Source organism: Acinetobacter sp. DL27 (assembly GCF_055810995.1).
The window spans coordinates 1728037-1749783 of record NZ_CM147947.1 but is presented as its reverse complement, the minus strand read 5'-3'; the positions used below and the strand labels follow the sequence as shown (position 1 = coordinate 1749783).

Annotated in this window: 16 protein-coding genes and 2 pseudogenes; 13 read left to right on the top strand and 5 right to left on the bottom strand. The window is 39.6% G+C overall.

The window, feature by feature from the left end:
- Positions 1 to 111: 111 nt before the first annotated feature.
- On the bottom strand, positions 112 to 1284 hold the full coding sequence (locus AC0KVP_RS08505) for a thiolase family protein (RefSeq protein ID WP_473340357.1): 1173 nt from the start codon (positions 1282 to 1284) through the stop codon (positions 112 to 114).
- A 526-nt stretch (positions 1285 to 1810) separates the two neighbouring features.
- Between AC0KVP_RS08505 and AC0KVP_RS08500 the strand changes: the two genes are divergently transcribed.
- The gene (locus tag AC0KVP_RS08500; RefSeq protein WP_004693224.1) at positions 1811 to 2422 is read left to right on the top strand and encodes a TetR/AcrR family transcriptional regulator; all 612 of its coding nucleotides are present in this window, start codon (positions 1811 to 1813) and stop codon (positions 2420 to 2422) included.
- 61 nt (positions 2423 to 2483) lie between these two features.
- Here the strand turns inward: AC0KVP_RS08500 and cysK are convergent, their stop codons facing one another.
- Positions 2484 to 3482: a cysteine synthase A gene (gene cysK, locus AC0KVP_RS08495; protein ID WP_473340352.1), complete on the bottom strand. Its 999-nt coding sequence runs from the start codon at positions 3480 to 3482 to the stop codon at positions 2484 to 2486.
- Between the two features lie 629 nt (positions 3483 to 4111).
- Here cysK and AC0KVP_RS08490 point away from each other — a divergent pair.
- The 11 genes and pseudogenes from AC0KVP_RS08490 to AC0KVP_RS08440 all read left to right on the top strand — a co-directional run bounded on the left by AC0KVP_RS08490 (position 4112) and on the right by AC0KVP_RS08440 (position 16228).
- Entirely contained in the window at positions 4112 to 4429 is a 318-nt protein-coding gene (locus AC0KVP_RS08490) for an ArsR/SmtB family transcription factor (protein WP_473340349.1), read from the top strand.
- Between the two features lie 101 nt (positions 4430 to 4530).
- Complete coding sequence (locus tag AC0KVP_RS08485; protein ID WP_473340346.1) at positions 4531 to 6264, top strand: SulP family inorganic anion transporter; 1734 nt, start codon at positions 4531 to 4533, stop codon at positions 6262 to 6264.
- A 233-nt stretch (positions 6265 to 6497) separates the two neighbouring features.
- Positions 6498 to 7691: a serine/threonine transporter SstT gene (gene sstT / locus AC0KVP_RS08480; protein ID WP_004979798.1), complete on the top strand. Its 1194-nt coding sequence runs from the start codon at positions 6498 to 6500 to the stop codon at positions 7689 to 7691.
- Between the two features lie 39 nt (positions 7692 to 7730).
- Positions 7731 to 8399, top strand: coding sequence for a YoaK family protein (locus tag AC0KVP_RS08475; protein ID WP_004693233.1), 669 nt, complete (start codon positions 7731 to 7733; stop codon positions 8397 to 8399).
- Positions 8400 to 8419: 20 nt separating this feature from the next.
- A complete protein-coding gene (locus AC0KVP_RS08470; RefSeq protein WP_005399509.1) occupies positions 8420 to 8956 on the top strand; it encodes a DUF2058 domain-containing protein in 537 nt (178 codons plus the stop codon).
- Positions 8957 to 9218: 262 nt separating this feature from the next.
- On the top strand, positions 9219 to 10457 hold the full coding sequence (locus tag AC0KVP_RS08465) for a mechanosensitive ion channel family protein (protein ID WP_473340341.1): 1239 nt from the start codon (positions 9219 to 9221) through the stop codon (positions 10455 to 10457).
- A 279-nt stretch (positions 10458 to 10736) separates the two neighbouring features.
- A complete protein-coding gene (locus AC0KVP_RS08460; RefSeq protein WP_234966388.1) occupies positions 10737 to 10919 on the top strand; it encodes a hypothetical protein in 183 nt (60 codons plus the stop codon).
- Positions 10920 to 11157: 238 nt separating this feature from the next.
- Positions 11158 to 13008 carry an ABC transporter ATP-binding protein gene (locus AC0KVP_RS08455; protein ID WP_062034826.1) on the top strand — a complete coding sequence of 617 codons (1851 nt, stop codon included), beginning with the start codon at positions 11158 to 11160 and terminating at the stop codon, positions 13006 to 13008.
- Positions 13009 to 13311: 303 nt separating this feature from the next.
- Positions 13312 to 14340 carry an AraC family transcriptional regulator gene (locus AC0KVP_RS08450; protein ID WP_004979806.1) on the top strand — a complete coding sequence of 343 codons (1029 nt, stop codon included), beginning with the start codon at positions 13312 to 13314 and terminating at the stop codon, positions 14338 to 14340.
- Between the two features lie 71 nt (positions 14341 to 14411).
- Positions 14412 to 14786, top strand: a complete 375-nt coding sequence (gene gcvH, locus AC0KVP_RS08445) for a glycine cleavage system protein GcvH (protein ID WP_473340332.1) — start codon at positions 14412 to 14414, stop codon at positions 14784 to 14786.
- A 261-nt stretch (positions 14787 to 15047) separates the two neighbouring features.
- Positions 15048 to 16228 (top strand): annotated as a pseudogene (locus AC0KVP_RS08440) (MFS transporter).
- Between the two features lie 47 nt (positions 16229 to 16275).
- Here the strand turns inward: AC0KVP_RS08440 and AC0KVP_RS08435 are convergent.
- A pseudogene (locus AC0KVP_RS08435) lies at positions 16276 to 17468 on the bottom strand (PilT/PilU family type 4a pilus ATPase).
- Between the two features lie 237 nt (positions 17469 to 17705).
- On the bottom strand, positions 17706 to 18767 hold the full coding sequence (locus AC0KVP_RS08430) for a 3-deoxy-7-phosphoheptulonate synthase (RefSeq protein WP_279678095.1): 1062 nt from the start codon (positions 18765 to 18767) through the stop codon (positions 17706 to 17708).
- Between AC0KVP_RS08430 and AC0KVP_RS08425 the strand changes: the two genes are divergently transcribed.
- Positions 18713 to 18859: a hypothetical protein gene (locus AC0KVP_RS08425; RefSeq protein WP_171254088.1), complete on the top strand. Its 147-nt coding sequence runs from the start codon at positions 18713 to 18715 to the stop codon at positions 18857 to 18859. The genes AC0KVP_RS08430 and AC0KVP_RS08425 overlap by 55 nt on opposite strands.
- Before the next feature lie 392 nt (positions 18860 to 19251).
- On the opposite strand, the gene AC0KVP_RS08420 is transcribed toward AC0KVP_RS08425, so the two are convergent.
- Positions 19252 to 21351, bottom strand: a complete 2100-nt coding sequence (locus AC0KVP_RS08420) for an EAL domain-containing protein (RefSeq protein ID WP_473340329.1) — start codon at positions 21349 to 21351, stop codon at positions 19252 to 19254.
- Positions 21352 to 21747 lie beyond the last annotated feature (396 nt).

Genomic DNA, 21747 nt, shown 5'->3' with positions numbered 1-21747 from the left:
TACAAAATAAAAAAGGCCCGAATCAATCGAACCTTTGATGAAATCAACCATGCCGAATTATAGCTATTTAAATCATTTTCTTCACAGGCATAGCTAAGAATATTTACAGTTTTAGTCCAGCAGCTCGACGGCAATAGCAGTCGCCTCACCACCACCAATACATAAAGCAGCTACACCCTTTTTCCCACCAGTACGTTTCAAGGCATGCAGTAAAGTCACGATAATACGTGAACCAGATGAACCCAATGGATGACCAAGTGCACAAGCGCCACCATTCACATTGACTTTTGCAGGGTCTAAATGAAAACCATCAATTGCAAGCATTGTGACCATCGCAAATGCTTCATTGACTTCCCACAGATCAACATCATCCGCAGACCAGCCTGCTTTGGCTAAAACTTTCTCAATGGCACCTACAGGAGCAATGGTGAACTCAGATGGATGCTGAGAGTTGCTTGCATAAGCCACAACTTTTGCCAATGGTTTGAGACCACGTGCATCAGCAACTTCGGATGAAGTTACAACCAATGCCGAAGCACCATCCGAAATAGAGCTCGAATTTGCCGCAGTAATCGTGCCATCTTTTTTAAATGCCGGACGTAAAGTTGGAATTTTATCAACTTTGGCATTAAGCGGCTGTTCATCCTGATCAACCACAACATCGCCTTTACGGCTACTCACCGTCACAGGCACGATTTCATCTTTAAAGAAACCACCTTGAATCGCAGCAACGGCTTTATTTAAAGAACCAATGGCATACTGATCTTGCTGTTCACGGGTATAGCCTTTTTTATCTGCCATTTCTTGAGCAAGTACACCCATCGACAGACCTGTTTCAGCATCCTCTAAACCTTCTTGGAACATGTGATCGGTGGTTTTACCATGTCCCATACGGTAACCCGCGCGTGCTTTTTCAAGTAAGTACGGCGCATTTGACATTGACTCCATACCACCGGCCACCACAATCTCAGCTGAACCCGCTTTAATCGCATCCGCCGCTTGCATGACGGCTTTCATACCAGAGCCACAAATTTTATTGATGGTTGTTGCACCCGTTGAGTCAGGTAGGCCTGCCATACGCATTGCTTGACGTGCAGGGCCTTGTTTTAAACCTGCTGGAAGTACACAACCAAAGATCACTTCATCCACATCGGTCGGTTGTAAGCCAGAACGGTTTAACACTTCTTTAATTGTCACCGCACCCAGTTCAGGCGCGGTACAGCTCGATAGTGAACCTTGAAAACCACCCATTGCTGTACGTACACCGTCTACAATAAAAATCATTTTCTATTTCATCCTTTTTTGCGGTTTATTTGCTTTAAGCCCAATTAAGAGACTTAAAGACATTCCCTATCTGTTTTTTCATATTACAAACGGGTTAATCATTTCAGATCTTATTTTAGTGTTTTTTATAGTGCTAACGTCTCAAAGCGAGTCATCTATAAAGACATTAAAATAAACACACATGAATAATAAGACATCTATTCATACGACAGATGATTCATTTTTATCAACCCGCACTGCATTCGAGGCTTGAGCACTAACGGCTCTCGTCTATAGGAACACAGTGGCTATACTGACAATAGTGTAAAAATCACGAAAAAGGAATGCAATGGCCCAAATGTGATCTCTAGAGATCAAATTTATTGACAACCAAGTGCGAAAATGCACCTGTATTTATTTCTATTGTTGAACAAGTGGATATTTTTAAAACGATTGTAGTAATATCCAAGACCTTAGTTGAATTTTCATTTTCAACCAAGTTCAATAGCCTCTCTATAGTTCTCATGGAATACACTGGAATAAGCCAATGACTTCAGTACGCCAACAAAATTTTCTATTACGCAAAGAGAAAATTTTAGCCATGGCTGAGACTTTATTATTAGACAATAATCAAGACATCACCTTAAGCGAATTAGCAACGGAACTCGATATTGCGAAGGGTACGATCTACAAGCATTTCAAAAGTAAAAATCAACTTTATTTAGAGCTGATTATCTTGAATGAAACTCGCCTGCTAGAAATTTCTCAAAAGCATAACAATGATATTAAAACGTATGTTTCCGAATACATGCTTTATAATATGTTGAACTCGAACCGTACGATTTTACTGCACGTTATTGAAGAACGTTTAACCAATAACGAACGTAAACTCAAAGAACTTTTTGAGAAGCTCTATCAAATACGTGAGCAACGTATTATCGAAATTAAAGACATGACTTCTGACTACTTAAAGTCTTTAGACAGCGCAATGTCCATTCGTGATTATTTATCTTATGTATGGACAGTGACCTACGGTGCGTCATTGTTACTCAATTCAACGCATTATCAAAAATCAATCGGTTCACGTGAGCGTCTGATTAAACTATATGTCAACCAAGCCCTCATGACACCTGATAAAATTTCACACGCAGCCCTTTAAACTTCTAAACGGCATAAAAAAAGCTAAACATTTTATGTTTAGCTTTTTTTCATACAGTAAATTAATCAGTAGAAATATCTTCAAACAAAACCGAAGATAAATAACGTTCACCACCATCAGGTAAAATCACCACAATGGTTTTACCTGCATTTTCAGGACGTACAGCAAGTTCAGCTGCTGCTGCCATCGCTGCACCACTTGAAATACCCACTAAAATACCCTCTTGACTTGCTGTTTTACGTGCCCAATCAATTGCTGTTGCTGCATCAATTGGCATCACTTCATCGACCAAGTCGAGGTCTAAGTTTTTAGGAATAAAGTTAGCACCAATCCCCTGAATCTTATGTGGTCCAGGCGTCAAAGCTTCACCACGTTTGGTTTGACCAATAATCGGCGACTCAGCAGGTTCTACCGCAACTGAATACAAGGCTTGTTTTTTTACTTTTTCAAAATAGCTTGAAATCCCTGAAATCGTACCACCTGTCCCCACACCTGCAACTAAAATATCAACTTTACCACCTGTTGCTTCCCAAATTTCTGGGCCAGTGGTTGCTTCATGAATAGCTGGGTTTGCTGGGTTTTCAAACTGTTGTGGCAAGAAATAGGTTTCTGGGTTTTCATCTAACAAACGCTGTGCTTCTTCTACTGCACCACGCATCCCTTTTGCAGGGTCGGTGAGAACCAAGTTCGCACCCAAGGCTTTCATTACTTTACGGCGTTCGATACTCATGCTTGATGGCATAGTCAGGGTTAACGCATAACCTTTTGCAGCAGCAACAAATGCCAAAGCAATACCTGTATTGCCACTGGTTGGTTCGACAATGTGCATTCCCGCTTTCAGCACACCGCGTGCTTCCGCATCCGCAATCAGCGCAGCCCCAATACGACATTTTACTGAAAATGCAGGATTACGGCTTTCAACTTTGGCTAAAACGGTGGCTGGACTTTGTATAATTCGGTTAATACGAACCAATGGTGTGTTACCAATCGCTTCTGCATTATTACTATAAACCGCTATCCCTAAATTATTAGGCGTTGGAAAAGCTGAGTCAGTACTCATACCAATGTTTCCTATGTTGTTTTTAATGATCCACTCATTATCATACCCTGATTTTTAAATGCAAACTGACATTTGGTCAGGCTTATGTTTTTATTTGATAAATAAATCACTTAAACAGAAAAAGCATGAGTTTTCTCATATTTTTACTTGAAGAAAATAGCCGCTTTTACCAAGAAGCCAGGCGATAAAACCACATAATCAGCATCTTTTGTAGGAGGTGGAAAAATTTATACACTCATCTCAAAGTTTGCTTTTTGTTCAAAAATATTATCCAGTAACAATTATTCCTTTAGTAAATGTGTATATTTTTTATTTTTATAATGCTATCTTAAAATAGCTGTGCAATTATGATTTAAAAAAACACTATATGATAAAATATTCAAAGCTTATTATAAATATTCATAAAGAAAACTATTTTTAATTCATTTTTTTGCTTAATTTATATAAATATCTGGAACTTAAGCTGGTTTTCGAATAACTAATTTTGATGTAAATATTAAGTATATATAACTTTAGCTAATATTTTATTTCACTAAAAGCCATGCATATTGGACTTGAAAAGACAGCATTATGAACGGCTTGGTTTTATACTAAGCGCACAGTTGTTTTGTTTTATGAGTAGGTTTTAAATGAACACAGGACTTGAAATAACGTCTATGCATGACTCTGCTGAAGTTGTTGTAAGTATTTTAAAATCTCTAGCCAATACTGATCGTTTATTAATTTTGTGTCATTTGTCGCAACAAGAACTTAATGTTTCTCAAATTGAAGAAATTACCGACATCAAACAGCCGACTCTTTCTCAACAATTAATGATGTTACGTAAAAGTGATGTGGTAAATACGCGCCGTGATGGTAAGCAAATTTATTACTCCATTAAAGATGAACGCATGATTGAAGTTTTAAATACTTTGTATAGCTTGTACTGCCCAAAACCACGTCTCTAAACCAATCACTGCTATATTTTCTGTGCTATGAAAACGAATGCTAAGACTTCTTAGCATTTTTTATGCATAATATATCTAAATTTGTGATTTAGATTTTTTTTATGTCTGATTGGAATCGTCGTCTAAGCCATTATCTACCCGCATGGCAATGGCTCAAGCACTATGACACGCCTACGTTTAAGTCAGATTTACTTGCATCTTTTATCGTCATTGCCATGTTGGTTCCTCAAGGCATGGCCTATGCCATGTTGGCAGGCTTACCGCCAATCACCGGGTTATATGCCAGCATTATCCCAATGATTATTTATGCCATCATTGGTGGCAGTCCGACGCTTTCTATTGGTCCTGTTGCCATCATTTCGATGATGACCTTTGCGACTTTGAACTCGATGTTTGAAGTTGGTTCACCTGTGTATATACAAGCGGCATGTTTATTGGCCCTGATGGTTGGTATCATTTCCCTGCTGTTGGGTTTATTTCGCTTTGGTTTTCTCATCCAACTGATTAGCCACCCCGTCATCCAAAGTTTCATTATTGCGTCTGCTTTGCTGATTGCTTTGGGGCAGTTGAAGTTTATTGTCGATCTGCCTTTAAAAGCTAATAACATTCCCGAGTTTGTGGTAAGTGTTTGGCAATACATCAGTTTAACTCACATAGGTACGCTGTTGTTTGGACTGTGTGCAATCGCATTTTTAATTTATGTACCAAAGTTGCTGAATACTAATGCCTTAAAAGGTTGGTTCGGATCGACCGTATTACTTTCGCGTACTATTCCTTTATTTTTAGTGGTTGCCTCGATTGCCTTGGTCTATTTTTTCCAACTGCAAACGCTTGGAATCAAAACCGTCGGAATCATTCCATCTGGTATGCCTCCACTCGATATGCCATATTGGAACTGGACTTTAGTTCTGCAACTTTTGCCAGGTGCAACCATGATCGCCATGATCAGTTTTGTTGAATCGCTTTCCATTGCTCAAGCTACGGCGTTACAAAACCGAAGTCAACTCAATAGCAACCAAGAACTTATCGCTTTGGGGTTAGCCAATATCAGTGCAGGTTTCAGTTCGGCCTTTCCTGTAACAGGCAGCCTTTCTCGTACTGTCGTTAATGCAGATGCAGGCGCTCAGACCCCTATGGCTGGCGTCCTCTCTTCGCTGTTGATTATTGTAGTGAGCTTATACTTTACAGGTTTCTTTCAGGATCTTCCTTTAGCTATTTTGGCTGCAACAATTATCGTCTCCATATGGAAACTTGTGGACTTTAAACCCTTCATCGAAGCATGGAAGTATTCCAAAGCAGATGGTATCGCGATGTGGATTACCTTTTTTGGTGTTGTCTGTATCGATATTTCAACTGGCCTGATCATTGGCATGATCTCAACCTTTATTTTGTTGCTTTGGCGGATTAGCCGACCACATATTGCTGTGATTGGCTTGGTCGAGGGGACTCAACATTTTCGCAATGTTGAACGCCATCAAGTTCAGACGACGGCACAAGTACTGTCAATGCGTATAGATGAAAGCCTAACCTTCTTAAATGCCAACATATTGAAAGGCGAGCTGATCAATGCCGTGAGCCAACAACCTGAGTTAGCTCATGTCGTGATTAATTGTTCCAGTGTGAGCAGTATCGACTTGAGTGCTTTAGAAATGCTGGAAGATATTAATCTAGAATTGGCCAAGCAAAACATTCAGCTGCATTTGTCCGAAGTTAAAGGCCCTGTGATGGATAGACTGCAAAGCTCAAAGCTATTGAAACATTTGAGTGGGAATGTCTTTTTAACTCACTATCAAGCCATTCAGACCCTTTCACCTCAGCTGCTTAAAACTTCATAAGAGACTGAATGCATGCTTGTACTTTTTCAATTTAGTGAGAAATATCAAGCAGGCATTTATGATAAAAATCCGTTAAATATGTCATTTTAATGAATTAAAATGAATAATAAAAACTGGAATTACAATAACTTAATTTTTATATTTAAATATTTTTCAGTCAGTTAGCAAATTAGGTATAAAATGGCGCACTTAAAATCCGTATTTTGTCCTCGTAATTTCAACAAGGCGCCTCTATGTTTTCTGTTTTAGCGCGAATGAGTCTAGTTACTCGAATTATTATTGCCATTATTTTGGGTATTGGTGTAGCCCTTGTTTTCCCAGGCGTTGCACCTTATTTGAGCCTGCTAGGCGACTTATTTATTAAAGCGTTAAAATCTGTCGCGCCTGTACTTGTATTTGTCTTGGTTCTTGCTTCTATTGCAAATTTTAAAGTAGGTCATAGTGCGAATTTACGTCCTATCATCATCATGTATGCCGTGGGTATGCTACTGGCTGCTTTTTCAGCAGTTGCTGTCAGCATCGCTTTCCCAAGTACTTTGTTCTTAAACTTACCTGCGAATACTGACTTACAACCACCAAGTAGCTTGATTGAAATCTTTAAGAACCTACTGCTGAGCTTTATTGCTAACCCTGTAACTGCCATTAGTGAAGCAAACTTCATTGGTATTTTAGCGTGGGCTGTGGCCTTGGGTGCTGCATTCCGTCATGCCAAAGACTCAACCAAAGACTTACTCAATGATACTGCACACGCAGTAAATAGCGTGATTCGTTTGGTGATTAACTTTGCGCCTATCGGTATTTTCGGTCTAGTGGCGGTAACCTTTGCAGAAACAGGTTTAAGCACATTAGCAAGCTATGCACACTTATTGGCGGTCTTACTCGGCACAATGGCTTTCGTTGCCTTAGTCATCAACCCGCTTATGGTTGCTGTGGTAACACGTAGCAATCCATATCCTTTGGTATTTCAGTGTTTACGTGAAAGTGGTATCACTGCTTTCTTCACGCGAAGTTCTGCTGCGAACATTCCTGTGAACTTAGATCTTGCAAAACGTTTGGGTGTTGCTGAATCTACAGCGAGTGTAGCCATTCCACTCGGTGCGACCATTAACATGGCCGGCGCCTCAGTGACTATTACCGTGCTTACACTGGCAGCAGTCAATACACTAGGTCTTAATGTTGACTTTACCACCATGATGATTTTATCTGTGCTTGCAACAGTTTCAGCTTGTGGTGCTTCTGGTGTCGCAGGTGGTTCTTTGCTGTTGATCCCTGTTGCGTGTGGACTGTTTGGTATTTCATCTGATATTTCAATGCAAGTGGTTGCAATTGGTATGGTGATTAGCGTACTACAAGACTCTACTGAAACCGCATTGAACTCATCAACTGACGTATTATTTACTGCAGCAGTTGACCGCGCTTCAAAATAATATATTGTAGAATCAGTATATTATTTCTTTTTTGAAGTTATGCCATTTCAACACTTACCACTTTGGATTCAACTGGGGGCATTCTTTCTTGCAGTCAATGCAGGAATGATTAATGTCTTAGGACTGGTGACTGTTTTACACCAGTCTGTTTCCCATATGACTGGTAATGTAAGTGTTTTGGCGATGTCGCTTGTACACTGGCAACCCGAAAGCATTTTATATTTGCTATTAGTAACTGTCTGCTATGTCATCGGTTCATTTTATAGCGGTGTAATTCTGGGAAATAGTCACTTTCGATTGGGACGCCGCTATGGCGTACCACTCACGTTAGTGGCTTTTTTTATTTTTCTGTGTTGGTTCTTTCTGCCTTATTTTCCACGCTATGCTTTACTCTGGGCCTGTGTCGCAATGGGTGTGCAAAATGCCATGGTGAGCCATTATAAAGGCACCATCATTCGCACTACACATTTATCGGGTGTTCTTACCGATCTCGGCTTAGCGCTTGGTTATCGTGTGCGCGGACTCGTGGTTGAGCGTCGGCGTGTAGTTTTACATCTTTTGATTTTAAGTGGCTTTTTGATCGGCGGACTCTGTGCAAGTTGGATGTATCCCTATTTAAAACTCAATTCTTTTTTAGTTCCAACAGCATTAAGCTTGATCCTTAGTGTTGTATATTGGATCATTTACTTTCGTTATCGTCGTTTTTAAACGCAGTTGTGGAATTCGCTATGGTAAAAAATGCATTACAGGCTCAGTTACTCAAAGCCGGTTTAGTTGACAACAAAAAGGCCAAAAAACTTTCTAAACAAGCAGTGCATGAGCAAAGAACAGGTCAAAGCAGTGAAGCTGAGATCAAGGCAAAAATTGCACAAGACAAACAGCAAAAACAGGCCAAAGATCAAGCTATTGAACTTGAGAAGAAAGCGATATTGCAAGAAAAAGAGCTCAAAGCGACGATCATTCAAATGATCACGCAGCATAAAATCAGGGATACCGATGGTGACGTGGCCTATCAGTTTATTGACGATGGCAAAATCAAAAAACAATATATCAATCAACAAATTTATAATGCCTTGGTTGCTGGTAGCCTCGTGATTGCACGGGATCATGAAAGTTATGCCTTCTTACCTAAAGCTTTAGCTGATCGTATTAATGCCAAACTTGAAGGCTTTATTATCGTAAATACCTCAGAGAAAAATGAGGCAGTCACAGATGAGGAAGATCCATACGCTGCGTACGTGATCCCTGATGATCTCATGTGGTAATTTGAACCATCAGAAGCTTCCATATTGGAAGCTTCTTTTTTCCTAATTCATTATAAAACTAATTTACCATTCCACTAACCTGACATATCCCAACCATCAACGAGCTATATTTCACGACATCCAAATCACGACTTAAAAGCCGAATCTAAGAGAGTAAATAAACAAGTCGTTGAAAACATGTATAAACTTAGTGACACAATTTGCTTAATTCGTATAGCTGATTACACTATTTGCAGTGTTTTAATCAAAAGAAGATCGCATTTTGGATAATTTTCATTTTATACAGAGTTTAAAAGACTGGTCGGATCAGTATCCTTGGATCGAAATGCTGACAGGATTCTGCATACTCATTCTAGTGGCTATACTGGCATATATTATTGCCAAGCATGTTGTCGTTCGTGGTATTCGGCATCTCATCACTAAGCTAAAATTTGCCAATCACGACATCATGTCGCAGCATAGTGTGATTCGTCGAATTGCGAACATTGTCCCAGCAATCGTCGTTATGAATGGTATCGTTACCGTTCCTCACCTGTCTGCGAAAATGGTCAGCTTTGTCCAAATGGCGGCACAGGCCTTTATTTTCTTAACCATTGCGCTCGCGATTGGTGAATTACTGAATATCTTCAATTTAGTTTATCAACGCAATCCGAAGTCTAGAAATAAACCCATCAAAGGCTATTTACAGCTAATCAAACTGATTATTTTCATCGTTTGTGGCTTGATGATCTTAGGGACTTTCCTGAAAAAAGATGTCTTCACCTTGCTAGCGGGTTTCGGTGCTATGGCGGCAGTGCTGATGTTGGTCTTCCAAAACACCATTTTGTCTTTGGTGGCTTCTGTTCAGATTTCATCCTATGACATGGTCCGCATTGGAGATTGGATTGAAATGCCATCCCTGAATGCAGACGGTGATGTCATTGATATGTCATTACATACCATCACTGTACAGAACTTTGATAAAACCTTTACCACAATTCCAACCAACAAATTGGTCACAGATACTTTTAAAAACTGGCGGGGTATGTCACAGGCAGGCGTACGTCGTATCAAACGCTCACTTTATATTGACCAAAGTAGCGTTCACTTTATGTCTGAAGCAGAGCAAAGCAAACTTAAAGAGTTTTTATTATTAGACCAATATTTGGATCACAAAAGCACAGAGCTGGTTGAGTTTAATCAAAAACTGAGCAATACATCTCCTTGTAATCAGCGACGTTTAACCAATATCGGGACCTTCCGTGCGTATGTTGAGCTGTACCTTAATCAGCATCCGAACATTTCAAAACATCAATCTTTAATCGTACGTCAGCTACAACCGACTGAAAAAGGCTTGCCACTGGAAATTTATGCATTTAGCAATCAAATTGCATGGAAAGATTATGAAGCAATTCAGTCGGATATTTTCGATCATTTAATTGCCATTCTTCCCGAATTTGGTCTCAAAATTTACCAAGCACCATCGGGATATGACATGCAAATCGCAATGTCAAACACGTAATTTTTTCACTTGGGTATGCTAAAACTACTCCAGTTTTGGCATACCCAAAGTCTTAAAAATGCAAAATAAGCATTTTAATATATATTCAAAACTACCTACTTAAGAATAAAAATTATGAAAATACATAGCATTAGTTTTTCAACAACTGTGTTATTTACGTTGCGTATTATGTAAGTTAATTATGTGATTATTTACATGAAATATACCGCAATATCACAATACCAGCCTTTTCTCTTCATTAAATTAGCCACTCCTTTTCACTTTGTAAGACTTTCTAAAATGAATACTTTAAATAAATCTTTATGTACTGCCCTTTTAGCTGTAGCAGCGACATCTTCTTTTGCAGCAGAAACTCAAGCTGTAGAAACCACTCAAGCTGCTGTTGCAACTGAAAATGCAGCACCTGCTTCAGAAGCTGCTGCATCTGATGCGGTTGCGACATCAGAAGCTCAAGCAAACTAATGCTTTAAGTATCTTGGGGGATTCATTTGGTTGGGTTCCCTTTCATCAACCATCTCTCTCAGACTTTTTATATCTATTCATCTACATTTCTTGCTATCCATACTGCTACAACATCGTTTAGTCTCTCGCAATTTACACAGACCACTGAGGTCTTTTCATGCTAAAATTTTCAAATTCTGCTTATTTATAAAACAAGCCATTACCATTATAAATGGCTTATTTTTAGAAGGTTTTATTCATGTTCAAATGGTTTGAAAAACGTGTTGATCCCTATCCAGAAGAAGGTTTAAACCAACCTTTACCGACCACGTTCTTTCCGTTTGTATGGCAGGCCGCTAAAGGTGTGCGTGGCTATTTGCTGATTTTGGTTTTATTCACGGCTGGTGCTGCCAGTTTTGAAGCCTTGTTTTATGCCAAAATTGGTGACTTAGTAAACTGGCTCAGTAAAAGCCAGCCAGAAACATTTTTAGCAGAACATGGTTCAAATTTAGTCCTGTTATTCTGTATTTTATTGGCCAATATTTTATTTGCCAGTTTACAGTCGATTATTAAACACCAAATATTATTTAGCACTTTTCCGATGCGTCTGCGCTGGCGCTTTCATAATTTACTGCTGAAGCAAAGCCTCGACTTTTTTCACAATGATTTTGCAGGAAGACTCTCCGCAAAAGTCATGCAAACCGCACTGGCAATACGTGAGTTCTGGGTTATTTTGGGTGACATGTTGGCTTATGTGCTGATTTATTTTGTCACGGTCAATTTGGTGCTTGCCGCTATCTCCCCGCTCCTAATATTACCTTTACTGGTCTGGTTAGCTTTGTTCATCTGCGCAGCGTATTACTTCATCCCACGTTTGAGCAAAGTTTCAAATGAACAAGCCGATGCCCGAGCTGTGATGACTGGCCGTGTTACCGATGCTTATACCAATATTCAAACAGTGAAGCTTTTTGCCCATGCAGGTCGAGAAAGCTTATATGCCAAATCCTCGATGCAAGAGTTCATGGTCACCGTCTATAAACAAATGCGTTTAGGCGCTAAGTATGAAATCAGCATCCTGTTTTTAAACATAGTGCTTTATGCGGGTGTATTGGGTACTGCAGTTTGGTTGTGGATGAATGGGCGAGTTGAACTCGGTGTTATTGCTGCTGCAACGGCTATGATTTTAAAACTGAGCAGTATCGCAGAATTTATCATGTGGCAAACCTCAGCACTTTTTGAAAGTGTCGGTACCATTCAAGACGGCATGAAAACTTTAGGTCGTTCGATCACGATTCAAGACAAACCTGATGCCAAAGACCTTGAGGTTAAACAAGGCGTGATTGAATTTAAAGACGTCACTTTTGCGTATAACAGTAAAAATGTCATCGACAATTTAAACTTACGCATCCGAGCTGGTGAAAAAATTGGGATCGTGGGTCGCTCTGGTGCAGGAAAATCAACACTGATTCAACTATTGCTACATTTTTATCAATTGAAACAGGGTGAAATTTTAATTGATGGACAAAATATTGAAGATGTCACCCAAGACAGTTTACGTCGTAATATTGCCTTAGTGACTCAAGACACCTCCCTGCTACACCGTAGTGTTGCAGAAAATATTAAATATGGCCGTCCAAATGCTAGTGATGAAGAAATGTATGCTGCTGTACGTAAAGCCAAAGCCGAAGAGTTTATTCCTCAGCTGACTGACTTACGTGGTAAATCAGGTTATGAAGCCTATGTCGGTGAACGTGGGGTGAAACTTTCAGGTGGCCAACGCCAGCGTATCGCCATTGCTCGTGTATTCTTGAAAGATGCACCAATCTTAATTTTAGATGAAGCCACCAGTGCCCTAGACTCAGAAGTTGAAGCTGCAATTCAATCTAGCCTTGATGACTTAATGCAAGATAAAACGGTGATTGCGATTGCTCACCGTCTTTCAACCATTGCTCAAATGGATCGTTTGATTGTGCTTGATGAAGGTCGTATTGCAGAACAAGGGACACATGAAGAACTGATTCAAAAAAATGGTATCTATGCCCACCTTTGGCAGCGTCAAACAGGTGGATTTTTAACGGAACAACATCCGATTAAAAAGAAAGAAGCCTAATTTTACTTTCCATTTTCAGCACGCATAGATCATTATCATCAATGATTTTAGTGTGCTGATTTTGAAAAGATTTTACTTAACTTTTAGCATCATTTGCTGAGCCTGTATTTTTATCGAGAGTCTTATATTTTTGCTCAGAAATTTATGATATTTATAATATCGTTCCACTAAATCAAAAATGTAAAGGATACTGAATTGATATAGGCTCGGAACATATTGTCCAACAATATGCTCCATGAATTTGAAATATTCATGCCAATATAACTTCAGTCAGAAAAGAAAGAAAAATGCAATGGATCGCGCATGAAAACAGTTTCACTTCGCCAAGATCAAGGAATTCCTGGTGTTTATGGCTTATTGTTGTTAGATGTTGTGTCTCGTTGGGGCTATAACGCAGAGACGCTATTTTCCCCTTTTCAACTCACGAGCGAACAACTCGCAGAGCCTGACTTTCGCATACCTGTTCATACTGCCAATGAACTTGTGAAGTTGGCCAGCCGTCTCACTGGTGAGCCCACGCTTGGCTACCATCTAGGCACGCAAATGCGTATTTCAATTCATGGCTTCATTGGCTATGCCATTATGACCACCCATGATATTGGCGAAGCCTTGGTACTTGCTAACCGCTTTATTCAACTGCGCATGCCTTTTTTGCAGCTTTTCTTTTCCACCTTTGGCGAAAAAGCGACTTTACAATTACGCTGTGATGTCGATATAGAACCGTTGCGTACCGATATTGCGATCAGTATTATTTTTGGTATTGTTTCTATGAGTAAGGCGCTCACTGGCATTGAAAATTTGGCTGGGGAAATTGATTTCGATTTTCCAGAACCAGAAGGTTTTGATCGCTATCGAGCAAAGCTGCCAAACCATAGTGTTCGCTTTGATCAACCACATTTACTTTTGAGTTTTGATAAGCATTATCTTGGCTTTAAAATGGTCAATGCTGACCCACTTGCAAGCCAAATAGCCATTAATCAATGTGAAGCTGAGCTCTCAGCCATGGGCGAACGCCGAAGATTATCGATGCGTGTTCGTGACATTTTAACGCGCTCAGAACAACACTATTTGAGCATCGAGCACGTGGCTGACCTCTTACACATGTCTGATCGCACACTGAAACGCCAACTGGCTGCTGAAAGCACATCTTTTTCCACCATTGTGGATGAAGTGCGTTACCGTCATGCCACGTCACTTTTGTCACGTACAGACTATAGCTTAGAGCAAATTGCGGATGAACTGGGATATAGTGATGTGGCAAATTTCAGCCGAGCCTTTAAGCGTTGGAGTGGACGCAGCCCGAGTAATTGGCGTAAAGATCCGTATTTATAGATCTTTTGTTTTGATAGAAAAACATGTATAAATCATGCGAAAAATGATTTTTGTATTTTAAGGAGTTATTCATGAATCATCCTTCAGAGTTGAAGTATGCAAGTACACATGAATGGGTGCGTATTGAAGGTGATCTTGTTGTAACGGGTATTTCAGACCATGCACAGGATGCCTTAGGCGATTTAGTCTACGTTGAAACACCAAAAGTTGGTCAACAAATCACTGCGGGCGAACAAGCGGGTGTGGTTGAATCTGTAAAAACGGCTTCTGATATTCATGCACCAGTTTCTGGCACTGTAGTAGAAATCAATGACAATCTGGAAGATGATCCTGACTTCGTCAATGATGACCCTTATGGTAAAGGTTGGATTTATAAAATCAAACCAGACAATATCGCAGATGTAGAACAACTCCTTTCAAGCACAGCCTATGAAGCGGGTCTATAAGCCTAGTATTCATATTTACGGCTCAAAAAAATCAGTCTGCGGACTGATTTTTTACACCTATACTCTTATTCTGATAAATTAACTCGATATTTACATATTCATCTCGCTTAAACACCAGCATTTATTACTATAATTATACTTTTCACGTGCATTATCTTATAATTTGATTGTTTAAAATTTCACAGCCGTGACCTAGCTTCTGCATAAAATAATAGCAACAGTTCACGCCTTGTGGCCTCATCTTCGAACCAAAGGTTCTGCATGTCTGCTCTTAATACATCATCGCTATGGAATAAGTCTTTTATTCTTTGTTTAGCGAACAATCTGTTTTTGTTCATCTTTTACTTTGCACAGACCTCAATCCTCCCAATCTATATTTTGAATGATTTGGGTGGTAACCTTACACAAGTAGGCTTAGCCATGACTTTGTTCATGGCATCGTCTATCGCAGTTCGTCCTTTTAGCGGACTCATTATTGAGAAGTTTGGCAATAAGAAAACGCTTTTTATCGCAGAAGCCCTATTTTGTTTGTTTTCCTTGGCCTATTTGTTTGCTGATAATTTACAACTGTTACTACTAATTCGTTTTCTACATGGCATTTGGTTCAGCATCGTCACCACAGTTGCCGTACCTATCGTCAATGAGTTTATTCCAGAAAAACGTAAAGGTGAAGGCATGGGCTATTTCGTCATGTCCATTAATCTGGGGATTGTACTTGGGCCATTCCTCGGTTTAACCCTGATCCAGTCTGTATCCTATCCAATGGTCGCAGGGATTTTAGCGTTTAGTGTCTGTCTCGGTTTCTTGTTTTGCTTCTTTATCCCAATTCAGCAGACCACTCAAAAATTGACACCCGCCGTGAAGCGCAAGCTCAGTATCCATGACTTTGTTGAAACTAAAGCCTTGAATATTTCAATTATGGGCATGATCATTTCTTTTTCCTATGCCAGTATCATGTCGTTCATTTCAACTTATGCAGAGTCTAAACATCTGCTGAACTACGCGAGCTTGTTTTTTATCGTCTTTGCGATTTCCATGATGAGTCTACGCCCGATTACAGGCAAAGTTTATGACCGTCGTGGGGCAAGTTATGTGATTTACCCAGCGATTATATTATTTAGCTTAGGGCTTGTGATTCTCAGTCAGATTCAATCTCTGAGCGGTTTATTGGTTGCGGCAGTATATGCGTTGGCATGGGCTTTGGTTCTGCACAGCCTTGTCTACAAACTTTAGCTATTCAAGGTGCCGAAAAGCATCGGATTGGCCATTCGACCTCTACATTCTTTACCATGTATGACTTGGGTATTGCACTTGGTTCTGTATTGTTGGGCATACTCATTTCTAAGCAAGGTTATAGCTTTACCTATTTATTCTGTGCACTGACAACCGTTTTAAGTTTATTTTTCTATGCCTTTATCACGAATAGAAAGAAAACCGCTTAAAACATCAGTCCGTATGTGCATAGCAATGAACATACGGACTCAAAAAATTAGGCGTCCGCCTTCTCTTCTTCAGCTTCTTTGGCCTTTTCGGCAACCGCTTGATCAAAAGACAAAGCACTACTTGAGTTTAACTGTGAGTTAGCACGACTACTCTTTAATTTAATCTGTAGACGTAATTCATTGACCGAGTCTGCATTTCGTAGCGCTTCTTCGTAAGCAATTGCACCTTGATTGTATAAATCAAACAAAGCCTGATCAAAGGTCTGCATACCGAGCTCTCGTGATTTTGACATCACTTCTTTGAGTTCGTGGAAATTCCCTTTAAGGATCAAGTCTGACATCAACGGTGTACTAAGCATGATTTCTACTGCTGCTCGGCGACTACGCCCATCTTCAGTTCGCACCAAACGCTGTGAAATAATCGCCTTCATATTGGAAGATAAGTCCATCAAAAGTTGATTGCGACGTTCGTCCGGGAAAAAGTTAATAATTCGATCTAAAGCCTGATTTGCATTATTGGCATGCAATGTCCCTAGACATAAATGACCTGTTTCTGCAAAAGCTATGGCATGCTCCATCGTCTCCGTGTCACGAATCTCACCAATTAAAATGACATCGGGTGCTTGGCGCAGAGTATTTTTCAAAGCATTGTGCCAAGAATGACAGTCCACACCCACTTCCCGATGAGTAATCATCGATTTCTTATGTTTATGTACATACTCCACAGGATCTTCAACCGTAATAATGTGCCCTGCCGAGTTTTCATTTCGATGATCAATCATGGCTGCCAAAGACGTCGATTTACCCGACCCTGTACCACCGACAACAAGTACCAAACCACGTTTTTCCATAATCACGTCTTTTAAAGACGTTGGAAGTTGTAACTTAGTGAAGTTGGGAATTTCCGCGGTAATCGTACGAATCACCATCCCCACATGCAGTTGCTGCTGAAAACATTGACACGAAAACGCGAAACATTGGGAACGCTAATTGCAAAATTACACTCCAGCTCGGTTTCGAACTCCAATCGTTGCTTTTCGTTCATTAAACTATAAGCAAAGAGTTTGGTCTGATCAGATGGCAAATTTTGTTGACCCAATGGCTTCATAAGGCCCTGATGCTTAATACTTGGCGGAAAGTCTGCAGATATAAATAAGTCTGAACCACCATACTCAACCACTTTGCTGAGCATGTGAAACATCATCCGACGGGCTTCTTCTAAAAGTTCTGCAGAATACATAGTGTTCTCTAAAATTAGTGCAAATAGCTGACTTTAAAAAGCATTTCTTTTATTCAAAATACAATTTTTTATCGTGTTCTTTCAGGCTTCTGATTTTGCATAAGTTTATGCTCTAGCTCAACCTAATTTATCGTTTGATAAATAACTTTTAGCTTATTTTTCAATTTATTATCTTCATTTATTGAACTACATCACAAAAAAAGACCTTTCAATGAAAGGTCTTTTTGGCTGCGTTGATTAAGCACTACGTTGAACGGCGTGGCTACGTAATGTGTCGGCAACCTCTAAAAGGACTTGCTCGGTTTTTTCCCAGCCTAAACAACCATCGGTAACAGACTGACCATAGACCATGTCATCTGAAATTTTCTGGTTACCATCAACCAAGTGACTCTCAAGCATGACACCACACACATTGCTTTGCGTGCGTTCCGCAACAATTCGACGCAGTACATCAGGTTGATTGAGTGGATTTTTACTACTGTTACCATGACTACAGTCAATCACCAAAGCAGGTAATTCACCTTTGACTTTATCTTGCATATGACGAATATCGGCTAAAGCATAGTTAGGCCCCGAGTTTGCACCACGTAAAATCAAGTGTGGCTTCGGATTTCCTTGGGACTGAAGCATACATGCCATGCCTTGCTGCCCAATTCCCATGAACTGGTGAGGGTTTGATGCAGACTGAATCGCATCCAGAGCAATTTGAATTGAACCATCTGTGCCATTTTTGAAACCAATGCTGAATGGCATATGACTCGAAATTTCACGATGAATCTGCGACTCGCTGGTACGCGCACCAATAGCTCCCCACGCCAACAAATCATCGAAATAAGCAGTCGCCATCGGGCTTAAAATTTCTGTAGCAATCGGTAAACCCATTTCAATAATCGCTAAATACAATGCTCGAGACTGCTCTAATCCCAACTGCATATTGGAAGATCCATCAAGTAAAGGATCGTATAAAAAACCTTTCCAACCCACTGTAGTCCGTGGTTTTTCAATATAAGCACGCATTACGAAGAAAATCTGATCTGAAACTTTGGTTTGTAATTGTTTTAACTTTTCAGCGTATTCTAAAACTGCAATAGGGTCATGGATGGAACATGGGCCAGTAATAACCATTAAACGATGGTCTTTGCCTTCTAATATATTTTGAATGGTTTGACGCTGTTCAGCAATTTGTAGTTTTAATGGCGTTGAAAGTGGCAACTGCGCTTTGAGTTGCTGCGGCAAACTTAAAAGTGTTTCTTGAACTGTCGTTTGAGTACTTTGTAGTGCAGTATTTAGAGCATTCATTGGTTTGTATCCTTTGGACTGTGGTCTTCAGTCCGATCTTTTATTTGAGCGTTATGGGTCTAATGGATTGCTGGGCTAAAGTCATAAATTGACTAAAGTAAAACCAATAAAAGTTGCTAAAGTATGAATAATTAGTTGTTTTCATGAAGTACTCCAAAATTTATTAAAACAGCAGATATAAAAAAACCTGACCAGGGTTGCCGATCAGGTATTAACTAGGTGGGCAACCTTTTGATGCCCGAACGCGTTCAGGCAATTATCTAAATTGCCAGAAGTAATAATTTGCGTTAGAGATTACAGGTTGCTTTAACATTTTTATATCTTCAAAAAATATGTTATCTGAAATTTAAAATACGCTGATTTTTTTGCTTTTACAACACTTTTTTATGCAAAAATTCAGTTCTATTCCGTTTAAGCTACTGCCTTCGCCTTTAACTCAATGGCCTAATCATGTTTGAGTTCATGAGAACAGTCGCTATGAAGCCTAGTGTAGTTTTAGCAACTGCATTTCTGCCTGCTGAGCACAAACAGGTGGACTAAACAGATAACCTTGCCCAATATGACAGCCCATATCTCTTAAAAGCTGCAATTGCGTTTCAGTTTCAATCCCTTCAGCAACGATATCCATTGATAAAATCGGGCCAAGTTTGGCTAACCCTTCGACAATGGCGTAAATCGATTTATCATCACTTAATCGTTGCACAAAAGAGCAGTCAACTTTAATAATATCAACTGGATAGTCACGTAAATGAGTAAGCGAAGAATGCCCAGTACCAAAATCATCCAACGCTATTCGCACACCATTTGCTTTGAGTTTTTTTAAGGCGCGAACCACGTATTCATAGCCACGTTCAGCCAAATGATATTCAGTAACCTCAATTTCAACAAATTTCGAGGGTATGCGGTAAGCTTTGAGACGTTTTAAAAAGATCTCTGCAAAATTATCACGCATAAACTCAACAGGTGCTGCATTAATTGAAATAGGCACAATCTGTAAGCCTTTTTCCCGCCATTCAGTAATCTGCTTGAAAACCTGATGCTGCATAATCTCACCAATACGGCTGGATAACTCATAATCATTAAAAGCTGCTGCGATTCGTGCAGGGCTTTGAATGTTATTTTGATCATCACGCCAGCGTAATAGCGCTTCATAACCAATAATTCGTTCTGAGTCTAAACAGACTTTCGGTTGAAAGAAAGCCTCGATTGCAACATTACGAATAATTTGATGCGCACAATTAAGTTGTTCAGATTGCTCCCGTACCGCATTAAACATATCCTGATCAAACATGCGCATACCACCGCGGCCTTGTGCTTTAACATCATTGAGTGCTGTGTCAGCACACTTGAGTAACTCACTGAGGTCATTGGCATCATCTGGATAGAGGCCACATCCAATGCTCATGCCACCATTGATGTAGTTACCCGAAAACGTAATGGGGATTTCTAGTTGTTGCAAAATCTGTTGAGCAATTTGATTGAGCTCGCCTATATCCTGCACGTGCGGAATAATCACACCAAACTCATCCCCACCAAGACGCGCCAAGAAAGCACGTCCTTCTAAAATTTGTTTTAAGCGTTTTGATAAAATTCTTAAAAGGTGGTCGCCTGCGGCATAACCGAGTGTGTCATTAATGGTTTTAAAGTGGTCTAAATCCATCAGCATCACGGCTAACTTTTGTTTTTTATCTCGCGCACTACTATACAGCTTTCTGATTTTTTCTTTAAACGCACGTCGGTTATTTAAACCGGTTAATTCATCACGTTCGCTGCCTTGTTTTAATTTTTGTTCAGTCAAATATTGCAGCGTGATATCACGTGAAACACATAAAATGCTCTGGGTCTTTCCGTCAACATCAAGTACAGGCGTCAGAACATTATCCCAATAATAAACTTTTCCATCCGATAAACTCATGCCATTAAAACGCGAAATTTGGCCTTGGCCCGCATCATGCAATGCTTTTTTGGCTTTTTTACGCACCGCAGGAGGTAAAAGTTCGACCCAAGACATGCTGAAGCCTTTAACATCTGCACTTCCTAATAGTATGACACATGCCGACTTATTCATATGTGTGACCGTACCATCTGGCTCAACCACAATAATGCAGTCTACACTGGCATTTAACATATCCGAATGGGCACGTAACAGCGCCAAAGACTCGATATAAATTTTCATGCCCTGATGAATATCAGTGCAACTCAGTTGAAATCCAGCGGTAGAGCGATCCATTTCACCTTGGACTAAGAACCAATGATACTGGCCCTGATGATTACGAATACGGCAGGTTTTTTCAAATGTGAGCTCAACAATTATCGGTTGATGCAAAAATTCATCTAATGCTGGCACATCTTCTGGATGAATATATTCGACCAAATTGAAGCTATCTGCGGATAAATCCATTCCTCCCACATACTGACGTAAGGGTAAATTTATATATTTGCAGACGTCATTATGAATCCAAAAAAGCTGAGGAATAGTATCAATCAGATGGTGGTCTTTTTTTAAAGTAGAACGCTTTCCTGCCTGTTGATCATAAGCAATATTTTTAGATTTATTCTTAGGCTGTGAATGGATTCGCGACATAATAATTATCTGCAACTTAAACTTGCTGGTTTAGTCCATAACCAGACATATTGTTTAAAAAAGAAATCAAGCAAAGTCATGAAAAACAATAAAAAAAACAAAAAGTAAATAATAAGTATAATGACGCTGCGTGATTACCATCACAATATGCATCATATACAACTTATATAAGCGTATACCAATGAAAAATTGCAACTATTACACAAATTAGACAAATAACTGAGAACTGTTTTCAATAGCAAATGAGTATTCATTTGAGCAACACAAAGAAGCTAAACTATTTTCAATGAAAAACTAATAATAACAATAATTTATTTTAAGTAAATATCGACTATTCACATAATAATCATATTTAATCCTACTTACATAAAGACATCATTTAGAGAAATTTTGCGC